Raw genomic sequence first — 19,485 nt, 5'->3', positions numbered from 1 at the left:
ACTGCGATAAGACGCCAGCGCTGGTGAAAAAACGAGGACATAACGATGACCAGACTAAAGAATGCCAATATGTTGCTGGCGCTCTTCTTAGGCTTAGCCGCGTTGAACGCCTCGGCAGAGACGGAAAAAACAACGGTAGACAGTGCGAAGTCGGCTGCCAGCAATGCGGGAGAGGCGGTAGATAATTCGATTAACAAAGTCGGCGATTTTATGGATGACAGTACCATTACCGCACGGGTAAAAGCGGCGCTGATCGACCATAAAGATATTAACTCCGGCGATATTTCGGTGAAAACGGAGAATAAAGTGGTCACCCTCAGCGGCGACGTCACCAGTGCTGAACAGAAAAGTCAGGCACTGAGCGTAGCGAAAGAGGTCAAAGGCGTCTCACACGTTAACGACAAGCTGACGGTCCATCATAAATCATCGAGCGAGACGGCGACGCTGAAAGGCTATGCCGGGGATACCGCCATTACCAGCGAAGTGAAAGCCAAGCTGCTGGCGGATGACATTGTCCCTTCGCGCAATGTGAAAGTCGAAACCAACGCCGGCGCGGTACATCTGACCGGTACGGTGGCTTCCGCGGCGCAGGCGGAGCGTGCCGCAGAGATTGCGAAAGCGGTCTCCGGTGTGAAAAGCGTGCGCAACGATCTTAGCGTTAAGTAAACCGAGTTATTAACAAAAGTGTTGTCTGGCCAAGGTTGCCGAACGAATAGCAGCATCCACTGAGCGATGAGCTATACAGAAAGGGTGCGCAAACCGCTGTTCACCGTCCATTATGGTAAGGAGAAAAGTATGTTTCGATGGGGAATTATTTTTCTGGTCATTGCATTAATTGCTGCGGCTCTGGGCTTTGGTGGTCTGGCGGGTACGGCCGCTGGCGCTGCGAAAATCGTCTTTGTCGTCGGGATTATCCTGTTCCTGGTGAGCCTGTTTACAGGACGCAGACGTCCTTAGGCGGCCCGCGATGCGGGCGATACTGAAGCCTAAGCATTTTTACTGACACGTCATCTTACACAAAGCCAGTCCTGAGGACTGGCTTTCGCGGTTTAAGCGGGGGGCAAATTGCGTTACCTTGTCAGGAGAAGATCAATCGAACAGGAAAGCAGGGTGGGGCAACGCATTCCCGTCACGCTGGGCAATATCGCCCCGCTGGCGGTTAAACCCTTCCGACCAGGCAAGCTGGCGCTGGTATGCGAAGGCGGAGGACAGCGAGGGATTTTTACTGCCGGGGTGCTGGACGAATTTATGCGCGCCGGATTTAACCCCTTTGACCTGATGCTGGGTACTTCCGCCGGCGCGCAAAACCTCTCCGCCTACATGTGTAATCAGCAAGGCTATGCCCGCAAAGTTATCACCCGCTACACCACTTCACGCCAGTTTTTCGATCCGATGCGCTTTGTGCGCGGCGGCAACCTTATCGATCTCGACTGGCTGGTTGAGGCCACTTCGCAGCAAATGCCGCTTGCCATGAACTATGCCGAAGCGCAGTTCGCGTTGGGGAAAGAGCTGTGGCTATGCGCTTGCCGCGGTGACGATTACTCCGCCAGCTATTTTTCGCCGACGCCGCAAACGTGGCTGGATCTGATCCGCGCCTCCAGCGCCATCCCCGGCTTTTATCGCAGCGGCGTGTTGCTCGACGGCGTTAGCTACCTGGACGGCGGCGTCAGCGATGCGATCCCGGTGCAGGAGGCGGCCCGCCGCGGCGCCCAGACCATCGTGGTGATCCGTACCGTCCCTTCGCAGATGTTTTATACCCCGCAGTGGTTCAAGCGGATGGAGCGCTGGCTGGGAGAGAGTAGTCTGCAACCGCTGGTCAATTTGGTGCATCATCACGAAACTACCTACCGCGCCATCCAGCAGTTCATCGAGAAACCGCCGGGTAAGTTGCGGATCTTCGAAATCTATCCGCAGCGGCCGCTGCGCAGCATGGCGCTTGGCAGCCGACTACCGGCGCTGCTGGAGGACTACAAAACCGGGCGCCAGTGCGGCCGTTATTTCCTGGCAACGGTGGGTAAACTACTGGCCGACCAGCCGCCGCTGCTGCGCCACGCGCCGCGTATTGCCCGGCCCGCGCCGGTGGTGGTGCCGCCGGTGCCGGTGGCCAATGAAGCGCCCCAGGCGACCATCATTCCTGCGCCCCAGGCGAATGACCCCAGTTTTGATCATGAGGATCTGGCGTGACGCACCGTTTTATCGATACCCACTGTCACTTTGATTTTCCCCCCTTCGCGGCAGATGAGGTCGCCAGCCTGGCGCGTGCGGCGCAGGCCGGCGTCGGGCGAATTATCGTTCCAGCCATCTCTGCTGAGCGTTTTAGCCACGTGCTGGCGCTGGCAGCTCAGCACGAAGCGCTGTACGCCGCGCTGGGTATGCATCCGATCGTCATCGAAGAGCATACTGATGAGGGACTGGCGCAGCTGGAAGCCTTGATGGCGCAGCGGCCGCCTAAACTGGTGGCGGTGGGAGAGATTGGCCTCGATCTTTATCGCGACGATCCGCAGTTTGATCGTCAGCAGGCGCTGCTGGAAGCGCAGCTGAGGCTGGCGAAGCGTTACGATCTGCCGGTGATCCTCCACTCCAGACGCACCCACGATAAGCTGGCGATGCTGCTGAAAAAACATGCCCTGCCGCGTACCGGAGTCATCCATGGCTTTGCCGGCAGCCTGCAGCAGGCCGAGCGCTTCGTTCAGCTTGGCTATAAGATCGGCGTTGGCGGCACCATTACCTATCCCCGCGCCAGTAAAACCCGTGAAGTGATGGCGCGTCTGCCGCTTTCCGCTCTGCTGCTGGAGACCGATGCGCCGGATATGCCGCTAAATGGCTTTCAGGGACAGCCCAATCGACCGGAACAAGCTGCACGGGTATTTGAGGCGCTGTGTGAACTGCGTCCGGAGTCGCCGGCAGCCATAGAAGAAGGGATCATGCACAATACGCTCGCCTTGTTTTCCCTTCCCCCGGCCTCTGTATGGTGATCGATTTCTCATAATTGTCCATCCATATCATTGATTTGCTTAAAATGTGTGAAGCCAGACGGGCAGGATAGTTTCAGGCCGATATAATCACGCGGTTAGTACTGGACTATCAAAAACACAGGGAATCTGTATGCAAATCCTCATGGGACTTATCGGCATGGTGGCGCTATTGGCCATTGCTGTGCTGCTCTCCAATAACCGAAAAGCCATTAACCTGCGCACCGTGCTCGGCGCCTGGATAATCCAGGTGGGTATCGGCGCATTGATATTATATGTACCGGCCGGGCGCTCGGCGCTGCTAGCGATGTCGAATGGCGTCGCCAGCGTAATCGCCTATGGTAACGAAGGGATCAGCTTTATCTTCGGTGGGCTGGTCTCCGATAAAATGTTCGAGGTGTTTGGCGGCGGCGGCTTCGTCTTCGCTCTGCGGGTGCTGCCGGTGATCGTCTTCTTCTCGTCGCTGATTGCTGTGCTTTACTACCTGGGCATTATGCAGCTGGTGATTCGTATTCTCGGCGGCGCGCTACGGGCAGTACTGAAGACCTCGCGTACTGAATCGCTATCGGCTACAGCGAACATCTTCGTTGGTCAGACCGAAGCGCCGCTGGTGGTGCGTCCTTATATCGCCACCATGACCCGCTCGGAGCTGTTTGCGGTCATGTGCGGCGGCCTGGCCTCGGTGGCGGGCTCGGTACTGGCGGGCTATGCGCAGATGGGCGTTCCGCTGGAGTACCTTATTGCCGCGTCGTTTATGGCGGCGCCGGGAGGCCTGCTGTTTGCCAAAATTATCGTACCGGAAACGGAAAAACCGGACGATAACCCGGCTCATGACAGCCAAAGCGCTGACGCGGATAAACCGGCCAACGTGCTGGATGCTGCCGCCTCCGGCGCCGCGTCTGGTATGCAACTGGCGCTCAACGTCGGCGCGATGCTGCTGGCGTTTATTGCGCTGATCGCCCTGCTGAACGGCATACTCTCCGGCGTCGGCGGCTGGTTTAACCATCCTGAGCTGTCGCTGCAGATGATCCTCGGCTGGATCTTCTCACCGCTGGCGTGGGTGATTGGCGTGCCGTGGCACGAAGCGACGGTGGCGGGGTCGTTTATCGGCCAGAAGCTGATCATTAACGAGTTCGTGGCCTACATGAACTTTGGCGAATATTTAAAGGCGGATGCCGAAGTGGCGGCGGCCGGGCTGCAGGTCATTTCAGATCACACCAAAGCCATTATCTCTTTCGCGCTGTGCGGCTTTGCCAACCTGTCATCGATCGCCATTCTGATTGGCGGACTCGGGGGAATGGCGCCCAACCGGCGGCAGGATATCGCTCAGCTTGGGCTACGTGCGGTAGCGGCGGGGACGCTGTCCAACCTGATGAGCGCCACCATCGCCGGGGTTTTTCTCGCCCTGTAAGCCTGTCTCCTGAACCAGCGGCCACCGTGCCGCTGGTGTTGCTGTAAATGTGATAATTCCATCACCACTCTCTTTTTTGAAAAAAGGTTTATATTTCAATTTGTAGCGTTTTTATTGCCCGTAAGTTGGGCAAAATGTGCGCCACGCTATCGAGTGTACCTGTTATTGTGTGTTAGAATTATCACATTCTCATCGGCGGTATAGTATCGATTATGCTTAAGAGGGGACTAACGATAATTGCTGCGGTATTGAGTGGTAATTTGTGATTTTAATCACGTTACAGTAATGCAAATTAGTAAGTAGTTTTCATTAACTGTGATGAATGTCGAAGTGTAACGACGAGCGAATGTTACAATAGTAACAGACTCGCAAGGTGAACAAACTATTGATCCGGCATGACGCCGGCGGAGTATGAAATGACTGATTTAAAAGCAAGCAGCCTGCGCGCGTTAAAACTGATGGACCTGACCACTCTGAATGACGACGACACCAATGAGAAAGTCATTGCCCTGTGTCATCAGGCGAAAACGCCGGTGGGTAACACCGCGGCGGTCTGCATCTACCCGCGCTTCATCCCGATCGCCCGTAAAACGCTGAATGAGCAGGGGACGCCGGATATTCGCATCGCCACGGTCACCAACTTCCCGCACGGGAATGACGATATCGACATTGCGCTGGCGGAAACCCGCGCGGCGATCGCTTACGGAGCAGATGAAGTGGACGTGGTCTTCCCGTACCGCGCGCTGATCGCCGGCAACGAGCAGGTCGGTTTCGAGCTGGTGAAAGCCTGTAAGGAAGCCTGTGCGGCGGCTAACGTGCTGCTGAAAGTGATCATCGAAACCGGTGAGCTGAAAGAAGAAGCGCTGATCCGTAAAGCGTCTGAAATCTCTATCAAAGCCGGGGCCGATTTCATCAAAACCTCGACCGGTAAAGTGCCGGTGAATGCCACGCCGGAAAGCGCGCGCATCATGATGGAAGTGATCCGCGATATGGGCGTTGAGAAAACCGTTGGCTTCAAACCGGCGGGCGGCGTGCGCAGCGCGGAAGACGCGCAGCAGTTCCTGGCGATCGCTGATGAACTGTTCGGCGCCGACTGGGCCGATTCTCGTCACTATCGTTTTGGCGCATCCAGCCTGCTGGCTAGCCTGTTGAAAGCCCTGGGTCACGGCGACGGCAAGAGCGCCAGCAGCTACTAATCCCTTGATTTGCCGGATGGCGCTGCGCTTATCCGGCCTACGAATTGATGCCTGTAGGCCGGATAAGGCGCTCGCGCCGTCATCCGGCAATTTATTCTCTTTGGGAGGTTACCGTGTTTCTCGCACAAGAAATTATTCGTAAAAAACGTGATGGTCAGGCATTAAGCGATGAAGAGATCCGCTTTTTCATCAACGGCATCCGCGACAATACTATCTCTGAAGGGCAGATCGCCGCGCTGGCGATGACCATCTTCTTCCACGATATGTCTATGCCGGAGCGCGTTTCGCTGACCATGGCGATGCGGGATTCCGGTACCGTTCTGGACTGGAAAAGCCTCAACCTTAACGGTCCGATCGTCGATAAACACTCTACCGGCGGCGTCGGGGATGTCACTTCGCTGATGCTGGGGCCGATGGTGGCCGCCTGCGGTGGTTACGTACCGATGATCTCCGGCCGCGGCCTCGGCCATACCGGCGGTACGCTGGACAAACTGGAAGCGATCCCGGGCTTCGATATCTTCCCGGACGACAACCGCTTCCGAGAGATTATAAAAGATATTGGCGTGGCAATTATCGGGCAGACCAGCTCCCTTGCCCCGGCCGACAAACGTTTCTATGCCACCCGCGATATTACCGCGACGGTGGACTCCATCCCGCTGATTACCGCCTCGATTCTGGCGAAGAAGCTGGCGGAAGGGCTGGATGCGCTGGTGATGGACGTCAAAGTCGGCAGCGGCGCCTTTATGCCGACTTATGAACTCTCTGCCGCGCTGGCCGAAGCGATCGTGGGTGTCGCCAACGGCGCCGGCGTGCGCACCACCGCGCTGCTGACCGATATGAATCAGGTACTGGCCTCCAGCGCCGGCAACGCCGTTGAAGTTCGCGAAGCGGTGCAGTTCCTGACCGGCGAATACCGCAACCCGCGCCTGTTCGACGTGACAATGGCGCTGTGTGTGGAAATGCTGATCTCCGGCAAGCTGGCGGCGGACGATGCCGAGGCGCGCGCGAAGCTGCAGGCGGTGCTGGATAACGGTAAAGCGGCGGAAGTGTTTGGCCGCATGGTCGCGGCGCAGAAAGGGCCGAGCGACTTTGTCGAGAATTATGCTAATTATCTGCCGACGGCGATGCTGAGCAAAGCAGTCTATGCTGATACCGAAGGTTTTATCAGCGCGATGGATACTCGCGCGCTGGGCATGGCAGTGGTTTCTATGGGCGGCGGCCGCCGTCAGGCATCGGACACCATTGACTATAGCGTTGGCTTTACCGAGATGGCGCGTCTGGGTGACCGCGTCGACGGACAGCGTCCGCTGGCGGTGATCCATGCCAAAGACGAGAACAGCTGGCAGGAGGCCGCGAAAGCGGTCAAAGCGGCCATTAAACTGGACGATAAAGCCCCGGAAATTACACCGACAGTCTATCGCCGTATCACTGAATAGCGATATACTGATCTGATCGCTTTTTTGCAGCGCAAGATGTATGGAGAACAAGATGAAACGTGCATTTATCATGGTGCTGGACTCCTTTGGGATTGGCGCAACGGAAGACGCAGACCGCTTTGGCGACGTCGGCGCCGATACGCTGGGCCACATTGCAGAAGCCTGCGCCAAAGGCGAGGCTGACCACGGCCGCAAAGGCCCGCTGAATTTACCGAACCTGACCCGTCTGGGTCTGGTGAAAGCGCATGAAGGCTCCACCGGTAAAATTGCCGCGGGTATGGATGGCAATGCCGAAGTGATTGGCGCCTATGCCTGGGCGCATGAACTTTCTTCCGGTAAAGATACCCCGTCCGGCCACTGGGAAATCGCCGGCGTGCCGGTGCTGTTTGACTGGGGCTACTTCAGCGACCAGGAAAACAGCTTCCCGCAGGAGCTGCTGGATAAGCTGGTGAAACGCGCCAACCTGCCGGGCTATCTCGGCAACTGCCACTCCTCCGGGACGGTGATCCTCGATCAGCTCGGCGAAGAGCATATGAAAACCGGGAAACCGATCTTCTATACCTCCGCTGACTCGGTGTTCCAGATCGCCTGTCACGAAGAGACCTTTGGCCTCGACAAGCTGTATGAGCTGTGCGAAATCGCGCGTGAAGAGCTGACCGAAGGCGGCTATAACATTGGTCGCGTGATTGCTCGTCCTTTCGTGGGCGACAAAGCCGGTAACTTCCAGCGTACCGGTAACCGTCACGACCTGGCGGTAGAGCCGCCGGCGCCGACCGTGCTGCAGAAGCTGGTCGATGAGAAAAACGGCCACGTGGTGTCCGTAGGTAAAATCGCCGATATCTACGCCAACTGCGGTATCACTAAGAAAGTGAAAGCCACCGGGCTGGACGCGCTGTTCGACGCGACCATCAAAGAGATGAAGGAAGCGGGCGACGAGACTATCGTCTTCACTAACTTCGTCGATTTTGACTCCTCCTGGGGCCACCGTCGTGACGTCGCTGGCTACGCGGCGGGTCTGGAGCTCTTCGACCGCCGTCTGCCGGAGCTGATGGAGCTGGTTGGTGAGGACGACATCCTGATCCTCACCGCCGACCACGGCTGCGACCCGACCTGGACTGGTACTGACCACACCCGCGAGCATATCCCGGTGCTGGTGTACGGCCCGAAAGTGAAACCAGGTTCGCTCGGTCACCGTGAAACCTTCGCGGACATCGGCCAGACTATTGCGAAATACTTTGGTACGTCTGACATGGAATATGGCAAAGCCATGTTCTGAGGTCATTGCCCGGTGGCGCACAGCGATCCGGGCCTACGGTTTGTAGGCCGGGTAAGGCGTAGCCGCCACCCGGCAAAAACAACAATGTAAAAGGAACTGAAGATGGCAACTCCTCACATTAACGCAGAAATGGGCGATTTCGCTGACGTCGTTTTGATGCCGGGCGACCCGCTGCGCGCGAAGCACATTGCAGAAACCTTCCTCGAAGACGTGCGTGAAGTGAACAACGTGCGCGGCATGCTGGGCTTCACCGGTACCTATAAAGGCCGCAAAATCTCCGTGATGGGCCACGGGATGGGTATCCCGTCCTGCTCTATCTACACCAAAGAGCTGATCACCGATTTCGGCGTGAAGAAAATCATCCGCGTGGGCTCCTGCGGCGCGGTGCGTGAAGATGTCAAACTGCGTGACGTGGTGATCGGCATGGGCGCGTGCACCGACTCTAAAGTGAACCGTCTGCGTTTCAAAGACCATGATTTTGCGGCGATTGCCGATTTCGGCATGGTGCGTAATGCGGTAGACGCGGCGAAAGCACTGGGCGTTGACGCGCGCGTCGGCAACATCTTCTCCGCAGACCTGTTCTATACGCCGGACCCGTCCATGTTCGACGTGATGGAAAAATACGGCATTCTGGGCGTGGAAATGGAAGCGGCGGGTATCTACGGCGTGGCGGCGGAGTTCGGCGCGAAAGCGCTGACCATCTGCACCGTCTCCGACCACATCCGTACCCACGAGCAGACCACTGCCGCTGAACGTCAGACGACCTTCAACGACATGATCAAAATCGCGCTGGAATCCGTGCTGCTGGGCGATAAAGAGTAAGAGCTGTTGTGCCGGGTGGCGGCTTCGTCTGACCCGGCCTACGGTTTTCCAGGCCCGCTAAGCGCAGCGGGCTTTTTTTATCAGCGCACTGCGCCGGCAATCCACGCCGACAGTTCTTTCAGTTCCGCTTCCTGCTCCGGGAAATCGCCGACCAGCGCCTCGCACTGCTGCTGTAATACTTCTGCCCGATACTGACAGCCGACTAAGCGTGCCGCCAGGGCCTCCAGCGGCGCCGGGTTCAGGCTATCGGTAAAGGCCTGCGCGCGGGTGATATGCCCTTTTTCGACGTCAAAATGCAGCTCAACGCCGCCCCAGCGAAAGCGCTCGTCCAGAAGATGAGAGAAGGCCGGCGCCTGGCCGAAGTTCCACTCCCAGCTGCTCTGACGGGCGAAGGTCTCAGCAAAATTTGGTAGATCCGGCGTGTTGTCGGGGGAGATCACCTCGGCGTCCACCCGTTCGCCGTAATGGCTGAAGAATGCTTCCTGGATCGCCTCGCAAACTTGCTGATGGGTAATGCCCGGCAGCAGCTCAACCAGGTTCGCCACCCGTCCGCGCACCGAGGTAATGCCTTTAGCCTGCAGCTTTTTCTGGTCCGGGTTGAGGTAGTTGGCGAGACGGCTTAAATCGGCGTTGAGCAGCAGGGTGCCGTGATGAAAACCGCGGTCCATGGTTTCACGATAGGCGGAGCCGGAGACTTTGCGGTCGCCGCTGTCGGTTTTGACCACCAGATCGTTGCGCCCGGAGGCTTCGGCGGTTACGCCGAGTGAATTAAGCGCCGCCAGCACAATAGCGGTGGAGACGGTTTTGTCGTACTCCGGTTTGCCTGCCATAAAGGTAAAGCAGGTATTGCCGAGGTCGTGGAACACCGCGCCGCCGCCGCTGCTGCGACGGGCCAGCCGCACATGGTCTTCCTCCATGCGGCGGGTATTACACTCCTTCCACGGGTTCTGCGCGCGGCCGATGACCACGGTATCGGCATTGCGCCACAGGAACAGCACCCGCTGGGTGGCGGGCATCTGGCGGAAAATGCACTCCTCGACCGCCAGGTTGAACCACGGGTCGTAAGAGTCAGAGAGCAGGAGGCGCAATGTGGACATTATAGATTTCCTTTCTTTTCATCGTCTTCATCCTCAACCGGCTTGTTGGCGGTGAGCAGGAAGGGCGATTGCTGCCAGCGGGTGCGTTTGCCCTGCAGCAGCGTGCGGGTCAGCACCACGCCGATAGCCAGGGACAGCAACAGCATCAGGCGTAAGATATTGGTGGTATTATCCACCTGCTTCGCCTCGGTCGCCAGGGTATGAGTATCGAGGGTCAGACGCAGGTAGCCCAGCGGGCCGTTTTTTCCTGGCACCGGTTCGACAATCTGCTGGTTGAAGTAGCCGCCGGCTTTTTTACCATCCAGCGCCAGCCGGTCGCGAACCTCGACGCTTTCGCCAGAGCGCGCCACCAGGTCGCCCTGTTCGTCATATACCCCGGCGTCCAGGACGCGGCTGTTATGGGTTAGCTGGGTCAACAGCTGATTGATGCGCTTCTCGTCAGGCGTCTCGCTGCGCATCAGCGGCGCGAGATTCAGCACCACCTGCTGCGCCAGCGTGCGGGCCAGCTCTTCCAGCTGCGGATTGCGTTGTTTCTGACTGTTCTGACTGAACCACGAAGCGCCCTGCATCAGCGCGACGAGCAGGGCGAGACAGATAAGAACAATGACCGCACGATGCAGCCGGAATTTCAGTTTTGCGCGAACCATATTCCACCTTTGAAAATTTGCAGCTTAATGTTGCCAGAAGCGCTGGTTACAAGGTAGCCTCATGCGTTATTTTCCTCGCCTGAATGAAGAGATGTGGAGCCGTAATGCCTAACAGTTTGACCTGGTGCGACCTGCCTGAAGACGTTTCCCTGTGGCCTGGGTTGCCGCTTTCCCTGAGCGGCGACGAGGTCATGCCGCTGGATTATCACGCCGGGCGCAGCGGCTGGCTGCTGTATGGTCGCGGTCTGGATAAACGTCGGCTGACGGCGTGGCAGCGTGAGCTGGGCGCCGCGTTAGTGATCGTTGCCTCCTGGGTGGTCGAGGATTACCAGGTGATCCGTCTGGCCGGTTCGCTGACTCCCCGTGCGACGCGACTGGCGCATGAGGCGGGGCTGGACGTCGCGCCATTGGGTAAAATTCCCCATTTGCGCACCCCGGGCCTGCTGGTGATGGACATGGACTCCACGGCGATTCAGATCGAATGCATCGATGAGATTGCGAAACTGGCCGGCACCGGCGAGCTGGTCTCGGAAGTGACCGAGCGGGCGATGCGTGGCGAGCTGGACTTCACCGCCAGCCTGCGCCAGCGCGTGGCGACGCTGAAAGACGCCGATGCCAGTATTTTGCTGCAGGTTCGCGACGCGCTGCCGCTGATGCCGGGCCTGGCGCAGCTGGTGCTCAAGCTGGAAACGCTGGGTTGGAAAGTGGCGATCGCCTCCGGCGGTTTCACCTTCTTTGCCGAGTATCTGCGCGACAAACTGCATCTCGACGCGGTATTCGCCAATGAGCTGGAGATCCGCGACGGCAAGCTCACCGGCAACGTGCTCGGCGATATCGTCGATGCGAAATATAAAGCCAATACGTTGCGCAAGCTGGCGGAAAAGTATGAGATCCCAACGGCGCAAACCGTGGCTATCGGCGATGGCGCCAACGACCTGCCGATGATTAAGGCAGCAGGGCTTGGCATCGCCTATCACGCGAAGCCCAAAGTGAATGAACAGGCGGAAGTGACTATCCGCCACGCTGACCTGATGGGGGTATTCTGTATTCTCTCGGGCAGCATGAACCAAAAGTAAGAGGTAAACGTGGCGAAAGCTCCAAAACGCGCATTTGTCTGTAATGAATGTGGTGCGGATTATCCGCGCTGGCAGGGGCAGTGCAGCGCCTGCCATGCCTGGAACACCATCACCGAGATGCGCATCGCCGCGTCGCCGCAGGTGGCGAGAAACGAGCGTCTTTCAGGCTATGCCGGTAACGCCGGCGTGTCGAAGGTGCAGAAGCTGTCAGATATCAGCCTGGAGGCGCTGCCGCGTTTCTCCACCGGCTTTAAAGAATTTGACCGCGTGCTGGGCGGCGGCGTGGTACCGGGCAGCGCGATCCTGATTGGCGGCAACCCCGGCGCGGGCAAATCGACGCTGCTGCTGCAAACCCTCTGCAAACTGGCGGAAGGGATGAAAACCCTGTACGTCACCGGGGAGGAGTCCCTGCAGCAGGTGGCGATGCGCGCCCATCGTCTCGGGTTGCCAACGGCCAACCTGAACATGCTCTCGGAAACCAGCATTGAGCAGATCTGTCAGATCGCCGATGAAGAAAAGCCGCAGCTGATGGTGATCGACTCCATCCAGGTGATGCATATGGCCGACGTGCAGTCGTCGCCGGGCAGCGTCGCCCAGGTACGGGAAACCGCGGCCTATTTGACGCGCTTTGCTAAAACTCGCGGCGTGGCGATTGTGATGGTCGGCCACGTCACCAAAGACGGCTCGCTGGCCGGTCCGAAGGTGCTGGAGCACTGTATCGACTGCTCGGTGCTGCTGGACGGGGATGCCGACTCCCGCTTCCGTACGTTGCGCAGCCATAAAAACCGCTTTGGCGCGGTGAACGAGCTGGGCGTCTTCGCCATGACCGAGCAGGGCCTGCGCGAAGTGAGCAACCCGTCCGCTATCTTCCTCAGCCGGGGAGATGAAATCACCTCCGGTAGCTCGGTGATGGTGGTCTGGGAAGGGACCCGCCCGCTGCTGGTGGAGATCCAGGCGCTGGTCGATCACTCAATGATGTCCAACCCGCGCCGCGTTGCGGTGGGGCTGGAACAGAACCGTCTGGCGATCCTGCTGGCGGTGCTGCACCGTCACGGCGGCCTACAGATGGCCGATCAGGACGTCTTCGTCAATGTGGTCGGCGGGGTGAAGGTCACGGAAACCAGCGCCGATCTGGCGCTGCTGCTGGCGATGGTCTCCAGCCTGCGCGACCGTCCTCTGCCGCAGGATCTGGTGGTCTTTGGCGAAGTGGGGCTGGCCGGGGAAATTCGCCCGGTACCGAGCGGTCAGGAGCGTATCTCCGAAGCGGCGAAGCACGGCTTCCGCCGCGCCATCGTCCCGGCGGCCAATGTGCCGAAAAAAGTGCCGGAAGGCATGCAAATCTTTGGCGTGAAAAAGCTTTCAGACGCGCTAAGCGTTTTTGACGACTTATAATAAGTTAAAAGGAGATTAGCGATGTCGTCATTTGACTATTTAAAAAGCGCCATTAAGCAGAAAGGCTGTACCCTGCAGCAGGTGGCGGAAGCCAGCGGAATGACCAAGGGGTATCTTAGCCAGCTGCTGAATGCCAAAATCAAAAGCCCGAGCGCGCAGAAGCTTGAAGCGCTGCATCGTTTCCTCGGGCTGGAGTTTCCCCGCCGACAGAAAAGCGTCGGCGTGGTGTTTGGTAAGTTTTACCCGCTGCATACCGGGCATATCTACTTGATACAGCGCGCCTGTAGCCAGGTCGATGAGCTGCATATCATTATGGGCTATGACGATACCCGCGACCGCGAGCTGTTTGAAGAGAGCGCCATGTCGCAACAGCCGACGGTGCCTGACCGCCTGCGCTGGCTGCTGCAAACCTTTAAATATCAGAAGAATATTCGCATCCACGCCTTCAATGAAGAGGGGATGGAGCCCTATCCGCACGGCTGGGACGTGTGGAGCCATGGGATCCGCGCTTTTATGAGCGAAAAAGGGATCGAGCCGAACCGGATCTATACCTCGGAAGAGGCCGATGCGCCGCAGTACCTTGAGCATCTGGGGATCGAGACGGTGCTTATCGATCCTAAGCGGACCTTTATGAATATTAGCGGCGGGCAGATCCGCGAGAACCCGTTCCGCTACTGGGAATATATTCCGACGGAAGTGAAACCGTTCTTTGTGCGGACGGTGGCGATCCTCGGCGGCGAGTCGAGCGGTAAATCGACGCTGGTCAATAAGCTCGCCAATATCTTCAATACCACCAGCGCCTGGGAATATGGCCGGGATTATGTTTTTTCGCATCTCGGCGGCGATGAGATGGCGCTCCAGTATTCGGATTACGATAAAATTGCCCTTGGGCATGCGCAGTATATTGATTTTGCGGTGAAATATGCCAACAAGGTGGCGTTCATCGATACCGACTTCGTCAGCACTCAGGCCTTCTGTCTGAAGTACGAGGGACGTGAGCACCCGTTTGTGCAGGCGCTGATTGATGAATACCGCTTCGACCTGGTGATCCTGCTGGAGAACAATACCCCGTGGGTGGCCGATGGACTGCGCAGTCTTGGGAGCTCGGTGGATCGTAAAGAGTTTCAGTCGTTGCTGGTATCGCTGCTGAAAGAGAACGAGATCGAATTCGTTCATGTGAAGGAGTCGGACTACGATGCCCGGTTCCTGCGCTGCGTCGAGCTGGTGAAACAGCTGATGGGCGAGCAGGGGTAGGGGCTCTGCGGGCTGTAGCCCTCACCCCAACCCTCTCCCAATGGGAGAGGGAGCAAACATTAAAAAAGGCAACTTGCGTTGCCTTTTTGCGTTTTATTTCGCGATACGTTTGTACTTGATTCGCTTCGGCTCCAGCGCGTCGGCGCCGAGAGTGCGTTTCTTGTACTCTTCGTACTCGGTAAAGTTACCTTCGAAGAACTCAACCTTACCTTCATCCTGGTAATCCAGAATGTGGGTGGCAATACGGTCAAGGAACCAGCGGTCGTGCGAGATAACCATCGCGCAGCCCGGGAACTCCAGCAGGGCGTTTTCCAGCGCGCGCAGGGTTTCGATATCCAGGTCGTTGGTTGGTTCATCGAGCAGCAGGACGTTACCGCCGACCTGCAGCAGTTTCGCCAGGTGCAGACGACCACGTTCACCGCCGGACAGCTCGCCAACGCGTTTACCCTGGTCGACGCCTTTGAAGTTAAAACGGCCCACGTAGGCGCGGCTCGGCATCTCGGTGTTGCCGATCTTCATGATATCCAGGCCGCCAGACACTTCTTCCCACACGGTCTTACTGTTGTCCATCGCGTCGCGGAACTGATCGACGGAAGCCAGCTTAACGGTTTCACCCAGGGTGATGGTGCCGGAATCAGGTTGTTCCTGGCCGGACATCATGCGGAAGAGGGTGGATTTACCCGCGCCGTTCGGACCGATGATGCCGACGATAGCGCCTTTCGGTACCGAAAAGCTCAGATCGTCAATCAGAACGCGGTCGCCGTAAGATTTGCGCAGATGGCTGACTTCCAGAACTTTATCGCCCAGACGCGGGCCTGGCGGAATGAACAGTTCGTTAGTCTCGTTACGTTTCTGATATTCAACGTTGTTAAGCTCTTCAAAGCGCGCCAGGCGGGCTTTGCCCTTAGACTGACGGCCTTTCGCGCCCTGGCGAACCCACTCGAGTTCTTTCTCGATAGATTTGCGGCGTGCGGCTTCCTGAGAAGCTTCCTGCGCCAGACGCTGGTCTTTCTGCTCCAGCCAGGAGGAGTAGTTGCCTTCCCACGGAATACCTTCGCCGCGGTCAAGCTCGAGGATCCAGCCGGCGACGTTATCAAGGAAGTAACGGTCGTGGGTAATCGCCACCACGGTGCCTTCGAAGTCGTGCAGGAAGCGTTCCAGCCAGGCGACGGACTCGGCGTCGAGGTGGTTGGTCGGTTCGTCGAGCAGCAGCATATCCGGTTTTTCCAGCAGCAGACGGCACAGCGCGACGCGGCGGCGTTCACCACCGGAAAGATTAGCGATTTTCGCATCCCAGTCCGGCAGGCGCAGGGCGTCGGCCGCGCGCTCCAGCTGGACGTTCAGGTTGTGGCCGTCGTGCGCCTGGATAATCTCTTCGAACTTGCCTTGCTGTGCGGCAAGCTTATCGAAGTCCGCATCCGGCTCGGCGTATTTGGCATAGACTTCGTCCAGCCCCTTCAGCGCGTTAACCACTTCGGCGACCGCTTCTTCCACGGACTCGCGCACGGTGTGCTCCGGGTTGAGCTGCGGCTCCTGCGGCAGGTAGCCGATTTTGATGCCGGGCTGCGGACGCGCTTCACCTTCGATCTCGGTGTCGATACCGGCCATGATGCGCAGCAGGGTAGATTTACCGGCGCCGTTCAGACCGAGCACACCGATTTTCGCGCCAGGGAAAAAGCTGAGGGAGATATTTTTCAAAATATGACGTTTCGGCGGAACCACTTTGCCGACACGATGCATGGTATAAACGAATTGAGCCACGTTGGACTTCGCCTCTTTCTATTTTGATAGATAGTTCAAAGCCGAAGTGTAGCCTTTTTCGCGCGCTAATCCCAGCGAGGCGACAGGATTCACAGAAGCGTAAAAAAATGTCCAGGACATGGCGCGTTTAGCGTTGTCTGATTAGCATAAGTAAAGCCGCCTGCCGAACCGGCAGGGGTTTTTAAGCGGCACGATGCTGCGAAAATGCACCGGAAAGAGGAAGAGCTTGTGGAAAAAGCCAAAAAAATGGCGTGGCATCTTTTGGCTGCCAGCGTTGGTTTGTTGACGTTGAGTCAGCTGGCGCATGCGGATTCACTGGATGAACAGCGCAGCCGCTACGCACAAATTAAGCAGGCGTGGGATAACCGGCAGATGGATGTAGTCGACCAGCTGATGCCCACGTTAAGCACCTATCCCCTGTATCCCTATTTGCAGTACCGACAGATCACCGACGATCTGATGAACCAGCCGGCGCTGGTGGTGAAAAACTTTATTGACGCCAATCCGACGCTGCCCCCTGCGCGTTCATTACGTTCGCGCTTCGTGAATGAACTGGCCCGGCGCAGCGACTGGCGCGGCTTGCTGGCGTTTAGCCCGGATAAGCCGACCAGCACCGAGGCGCAGTGCAACTATTACTACGCCAAGCTGAGCGTGGGGCAGTCGCAGGAGGCCTGGAGCGGGGCGAAAGAGCTGTGGCTGACGGGCAAGAATCAGCCCGGCGCCTGTGAACCGCTGTTCAGCGCCTGGCGCGACTCCGGTCAGCAGGATCCGCTGGCATATCTCGAACGGATCCGCCTGGCGATGAAGGCCGGCAATATCGGGCTGGTGAAATCGCTGGCCCAGCAAATGCCCGCCAACTACCAGAGCATCGCCAGCGCCGTGGTCGCCCTGGCTAACGATCCAAACAGCGTCCTCACCTTCGCCCGCACCACCGGGGCGACGGACTTTACCCGTCAGATGGCCGCCGTCGCCTTCGCCAGCGTCGCCCGCCAGGACGTGGAAAATGCCCGCCTGATGATCCCTTCGCTGGTACAGGCTCAGCAGCTCAATGAGGATCAGACCCAGGAACTGCGCGATATTGTCGCCTGGCGCCTGATGGGTAGCGATGTAACCGAAGAGCAGGCCATCTGGCGCGATGACGCAATCATGCGTTCGCAGTCCACGCCGCTGGTGGAGCGGCGGGTACGGATGGCGTTGGGGACGGGCGATCGCCATGGCCTCAACACCTGGCTGGCGCGCCTGCCGATGGAGGCGAAAGAGAAAGACGAATGGCGCTACTGGCAGGCGGATCTGCTGCTGGAGCGCGGCAGGGATGAGGAGGCGCAGGCGATCCTTCGCTCGTTGATGCAACAGCGAGGCTTCTACCCGATGGTCGCCGCGCAGCGTCTTGGCGAGGAGTATACCTTCCGCATCGATAAAGCCTCGGGCACCATCGATCCGGCGCTGGCCTCCGGGCCGGAGATGGCGCGGGTACGTGAGCTGATGTACTGGAATATGGATAACACCGCGCGCACCGAATGGGCCAACCTGGTCACTAGTCGCACCAAATCCCAGCAGGCGCAGCTGGCGCGCTATGCCTTCGATCAGCACTGGTGGGATCTGAGCGTGCAGGCGACGATCGCCGGTAAGCTGTGGGATCAGCTGGAAGAACGTTTCCCGCTGGCCTATAACGACCTGTTTGCCCGCTATGTTAGCGGCAAAGATATTCCGCAGAGCTACGCGATGGCGATTGCCCGTCAGGAGAGCGCCTGGAACCCGAAAGTGCGCTCGCCGGTCGGCGCCAGCGGACTGATGCAGATTATGCCGGGCACCGCGACGCATACCGTCAGTATGTTCAGCATTCCCGGCTACAGCGGCCCGTCGCAGCTGTTGGATCCGGAAACCAACATCAATATCGGCACCAGCTATCTGCAGTACGTTTATCAGCAGTTCGGCAATAACCGTATCTACGCCTCAGCGGCCTATAACGCCGGGCCGGGCCGGGTACGCAGCTGGCAGGGGAATAGCGCCGGACGGATCGACGCCGTGGCGTTTGTCGAGAGTATTCCGTTTTCGGAAACCCGCGGCTACGTGAAGAATGTCCTCTCCTATGACGCCTACTACCGCTACTTTATGGGGCAGCAGGATAAGATCCTCAGCGATGCGGAGTGGCGCCAGCGTTACTGATCGCCGGGAAGTATGTTATGCTTTGTACTCGTTGAAGAGTACATTCGACGGGCAGCGTAAGCTGCCCGTCTCAATATGGTGGCGCGATATGACCCAACAATCTCCCTATTCCGCGGCCGTTGCCGAACAACGTCATCAGGAGTGGCTGCGCTTTGTTGCCCTGCTTCAGCAGGCCTATGCTGAGGATCTGCATCTGCCGTTGCTGCAGCTGATGCTGACGCCCGACGAGCGCGAAGCCCTGGGTACCCGGGTGCGCATTATCGAAGAGTTGCTGCGCGGCGAGATGAGCCAGCGTGAGCTGAAAAATGAGCTCGGCGCCGGAATTGCGACCATTACCCGCGGGTCGAACAGCCTGAAATCGGCGCCGGTAGAGCTGCGCCAGTGGCTGGAGCAGACGCTGCTGGCTAGCGATAAATAGCGTTATGGAACGGGCTTAGCGCCAGCACGACCGCCTGGTGGTAAACGCTGCTGCGGGTTAATCTGCCGCCGGTGAAAACCCCAATCGCCCCCTCTTTACGACCGATCTGATCGATGCCGGTATACTGCGACATGACCGGGCCGAGGGCTTCGCCAGCGCGAACCTGCTCAAGAATAACGTCAGGCAACGGCAGCGTGGCTGAGCGCGCTTCTCCGCGCTGGCTGGCGCTTTCGATGACCACCCAGCTAAAGGTGCTGTCATCGTCGATACCGGCTTCGATGGCTACCCAGAAATCGGCATTTGGCTGGGCAAGGCGCGCATTGGCGACGCGATTTCGTGCGCCAGCGCGCGTTTCCTCGCTGCCGAAGGGCTGTTCCGGCACGCCGCTCTCGACGGCGACGGACTCAATGTGGCAGGATCCTTCGCCGAAAATCTCGTCAAAAGCCTGCAGAATTGCCTGAATTTTGGCGGGATTAGTGGTCGCTGAGACAACATGGTGCATAATCAAAACAACTCAGAATAAACTAACGTCATCGCAGTATACTCTAAATCACCCCGAGG

The 19,485-nt window shown here is 58.3% G+C and carries 18 protein-coding genes; 14 read left to right on the top strand and 4 right to left on the bottom strand.

Annotated elements, in window-relative coordinates:
* The first annotated feature begins 45 nt into the window (after nucleotides 1-45).
* The 9 genes from osmY to deoD all read left to right on the top strand — a co-directional run bounded on the left by osmY (nucleotide 46) and on the right by deoD (nucleotide 9,113).
* Nucleotides 46-666, top strand: coding sequence for a molecular chaperone OsmY (osmY, locus tag IB144_RS22435; RefSeq protein WP_004146042.1), 621 nt, complete (start codon nucleotides 46-48; stop codon nucleotides 664-666).
* 129 nt (nucleotides 667-795) lie between these two features.
* Nucleotides 796-957, top strand: coding sequence for a DUF1328 family protein (locus IB144_RS22430; RefSeq protein ID WP_002887716.1), 162 nt, complete (start codon nucleotides 796-798; stop codon nucleotides 955-957).
* 153 nt (nucleotides 958-1,110) lie between these two features.
* On the top strand, nucleotides 1,111-2,184 hold the full coding sequence (locus IB144_RS22425) for a patatin family protein (RefSeq protein WP_004146038.1): 1,074 nt from the start codon (nucleotides 1,111-1,113) through the stop codon (nucleotides 2,182-2,184).
* Nucleotides 2,181-2,975, top strand: coding sequence for a TatD family hydrolase (locus IB144_RS22420; RefSeq protein ID WP_064163653.1), 795 nt, complete (start codon nucleotides 2,181-2,183; stop codon nucleotides 2,973-2,975). The genes IB144_RS22425 and IB144_RS22420 overlap by 4 nt, the downstream gene beginning before the upstream one ends.
* Before the next feature lie 130 nt (nucleotides 2,976-3,105).
* Nucleotides 3,106-4,383, top strand: coding sequence for a NupC/NupG family nucleoside CNT transporter (locus tag IB144_RS22415; protein WP_002887781.1), 1,278 nt, complete (start codon nucleotides 3,106-3,108; stop codon nucleotides 4,381-4,383).
* Between the two features lie 416 nt (nucleotides 4,384-4,799).
* Nucleotides 4,800-5,579 carry a deoxyribose-phosphate aldolase gene (deoC, locus tag IB144_RS22410; RefSeq protein ID WP_002887784.1) on the top strand — a complete coding sequence of 260 codons (780 nt, stop codon included), beginning with the start codon at nucleotides 4,800-4,802 and terminating at the stop codon, nucleotides 5,577-5,579.
* 113 nt (nucleotides 5,580-5,692) lie between these two features.
* The gene (gene deoA / locus IB144_RS22405; protein ID WP_065888558.1) at nucleotides 5,693-7,015 is read left to right on the top strand and encodes a thymidine phosphorylase; all 1,323 of its coding nucleotides are present in this window, start codon (nucleotides 5,693-5,695) and stop codon (nucleotides 7,013-7,015) included.
* Nucleotides 7,016-7,067: 52 nt separating this feature from the next.
* A complete protein-coding gene (deoB, locus tag IB144_RS22400; RefSeq protein WP_004151380.1) occupies nucleotides 7,068-8,291 on the top strand; it encodes a phosphopentomutase in 1,224 nt (407 codons plus the stop codon).
* Between the two features lie 102 nt (nucleotides 8,292-8,393).
* On the top strand, nucleotides 8,394-9,113 hold the full coding sequence (deoD, locus tag IB144_RS22395; protein WP_002887789.1) for a purine-nucleoside phosphorylase: 720 nt from the start codon (nucleotides 8,394-8,396) through the stop codon (nucleotides 9,111-9,113).
* A gap of 80 nt (nucleotides 9,114-9,193) precedes the next feature.
* Here the strand turns inward: deoD and lplA are convergent, their stop codons facing one another.
* Both lplA and IB144_RS22385 read right to left on the bottom strand, forming a co-directional pair.
* Nucleotides 9,194-10,210, bottom strand: coding sequence for a lipoate--protein ligase LplA (gene lplA, locus IB144_RS22390; RefSeq protein ID WP_002887791.1), 1,017 nt, complete (start codon nucleotides 10,208-10,210; stop codon nucleotides 9,194-9,196).
* Nucleotides 10,210-10,857, bottom strand: a complete 648-nt coding sequence (locus tag IB144_RS22385; RefSeq protein ID WP_002887794.1) for a YtjB family periplasmic protein — start codon at nucleotides 10,855-10,857, stop codon at nucleotides 10,210-10,212. The genes lplA and IB144_RS22385 overlap by 1 nt, the downstream gene beginning before the upstream one ends.
* A 104-nt stretch (nucleotides 10,858-10,961) precedes the next feature.
* Between IB144_RS22385 and serB the strand changes: the two genes are divergently transcribed.
* From serB to nadR, 3 genes are read left to right on the top strand one after another with little or no spacing between them, the layout of a single operon-like run.
* A complete protein-coding gene (gene serB / locus IB144_RS22380; protein WP_004177487.1) occupies nucleotides 10,962-11,933 on the top strand; it encodes a phosphoserine phosphatase in 972 nt (323 codons plus the stop codon).
* A 9-nt stretch (nucleotides 11,934-11,942) separates the two neighbouring features.
* The gene (gene radA, locus IB144_RS22375; protein WP_002887800.1) at nucleotides 11,943-13,325 is read left to right on the top strand and encodes a DNA repair protein RadA; all 1,383 of its coding nucleotides are present in this window, start codon (nucleotides 11,943-11,945) and stop codon (nucleotides 13,323-13,325) included.
* A gap of 21 nt (nucleotides 13,326-13,346) precedes the next feature.
* Nucleotides 13,347-14,579, top strand: coding sequence for a multifunctional transcriptional regulator/nicotinamide-nucleotide adenylyltransferase/ribosylnicotinamide kinase NadR (gene nadR / locus IB144_RS22370; RefSeq protein ID WP_002887802.1), 1,233 nt, complete (start codon nucleotides 13,347-13,349; stop codon nucleotides 14,577-14,579).
* A 93-nt stretch (nucleotides 14,580-14,672) separates the two neighbouring features.
* Here the strand turns inward: nadR and ettA are convergent, their stop codons facing one another.
* Nucleotides 14,673-16,340: an energy-dependent translational throttle protein EttA gene (gene ettA / locus IB144_RS22365; protein ID WP_002887805.1), complete on the bottom strand. Its 1,668-nt coding sequence runs from the start codon at nucleotides 16,338-16,340 to the stop codon at nucleotides 14,673-14,675.
* Between the two features lie 228 nt (nucleotides 16,341-16,568).
* Here ettA and sltY point away from each other — a divergent pair, with 228 nt between their 5' ends.
* Together sltY and trpR are read left to right on the top strand one after the other, a co-directional pair.
* Nucleotides 16,569-18,506: a murein transglycosylase gene (gene sltY, locus IB144_RS22360; protein ID WP_004182874.1), complete on the top strand. Its 1,938-nt coding sequence runs from the start codon at nucleotides 16,569-16,571 to the stop codon at nucleotides 18,504-18,506.
* A gap of 88 nt (nucleotides 18,507-18,594) precedes the next feature.
* Complete coding sequence (trpR, locus tag IB144_RS22355; protein WP_002887809.1) at nucleotides 18,595-18,924, top strand: trp operon repressor; 330 nt, start codon at nucleotides 18,595-18,597, stop codon at nucleotides 18,922-18,924.
* On the opposite strand, the gene yjjX is transcribed toward trpR, so the two are convergent.
* On the bottom strand, nucleotides 18,911-19,426 hold the full coding sequence (gene yjjX, locus IB144_RS22350; protein ID WP_002887810.1) for an inosine/xanthosine triphosphatase: 516 nt from the start codon (nucleotides 19,424-19,426) through the stop codon (nucleotides 18,911-18,913). The two genes, trpR and yjjX, sit on opposite strands and share 14 nt — an antisense overlap.
* Nucleotides 19,427-19,485 lie beyond the last annotated feature (59 nt).

It is taken from the genome of Klebsiella sp. K4 (assembly GCF_014596785.2).
Lineage (GTDB): Bacteria > Pseudomonadota > Gammaproteobacteria > Enterobacterales > Enterobacteriaceae > Klebsiella > Klebsiella pneumoniae.
This window is presented reverse-complemented; position numbering and strand designations above follow the sequence as displayed.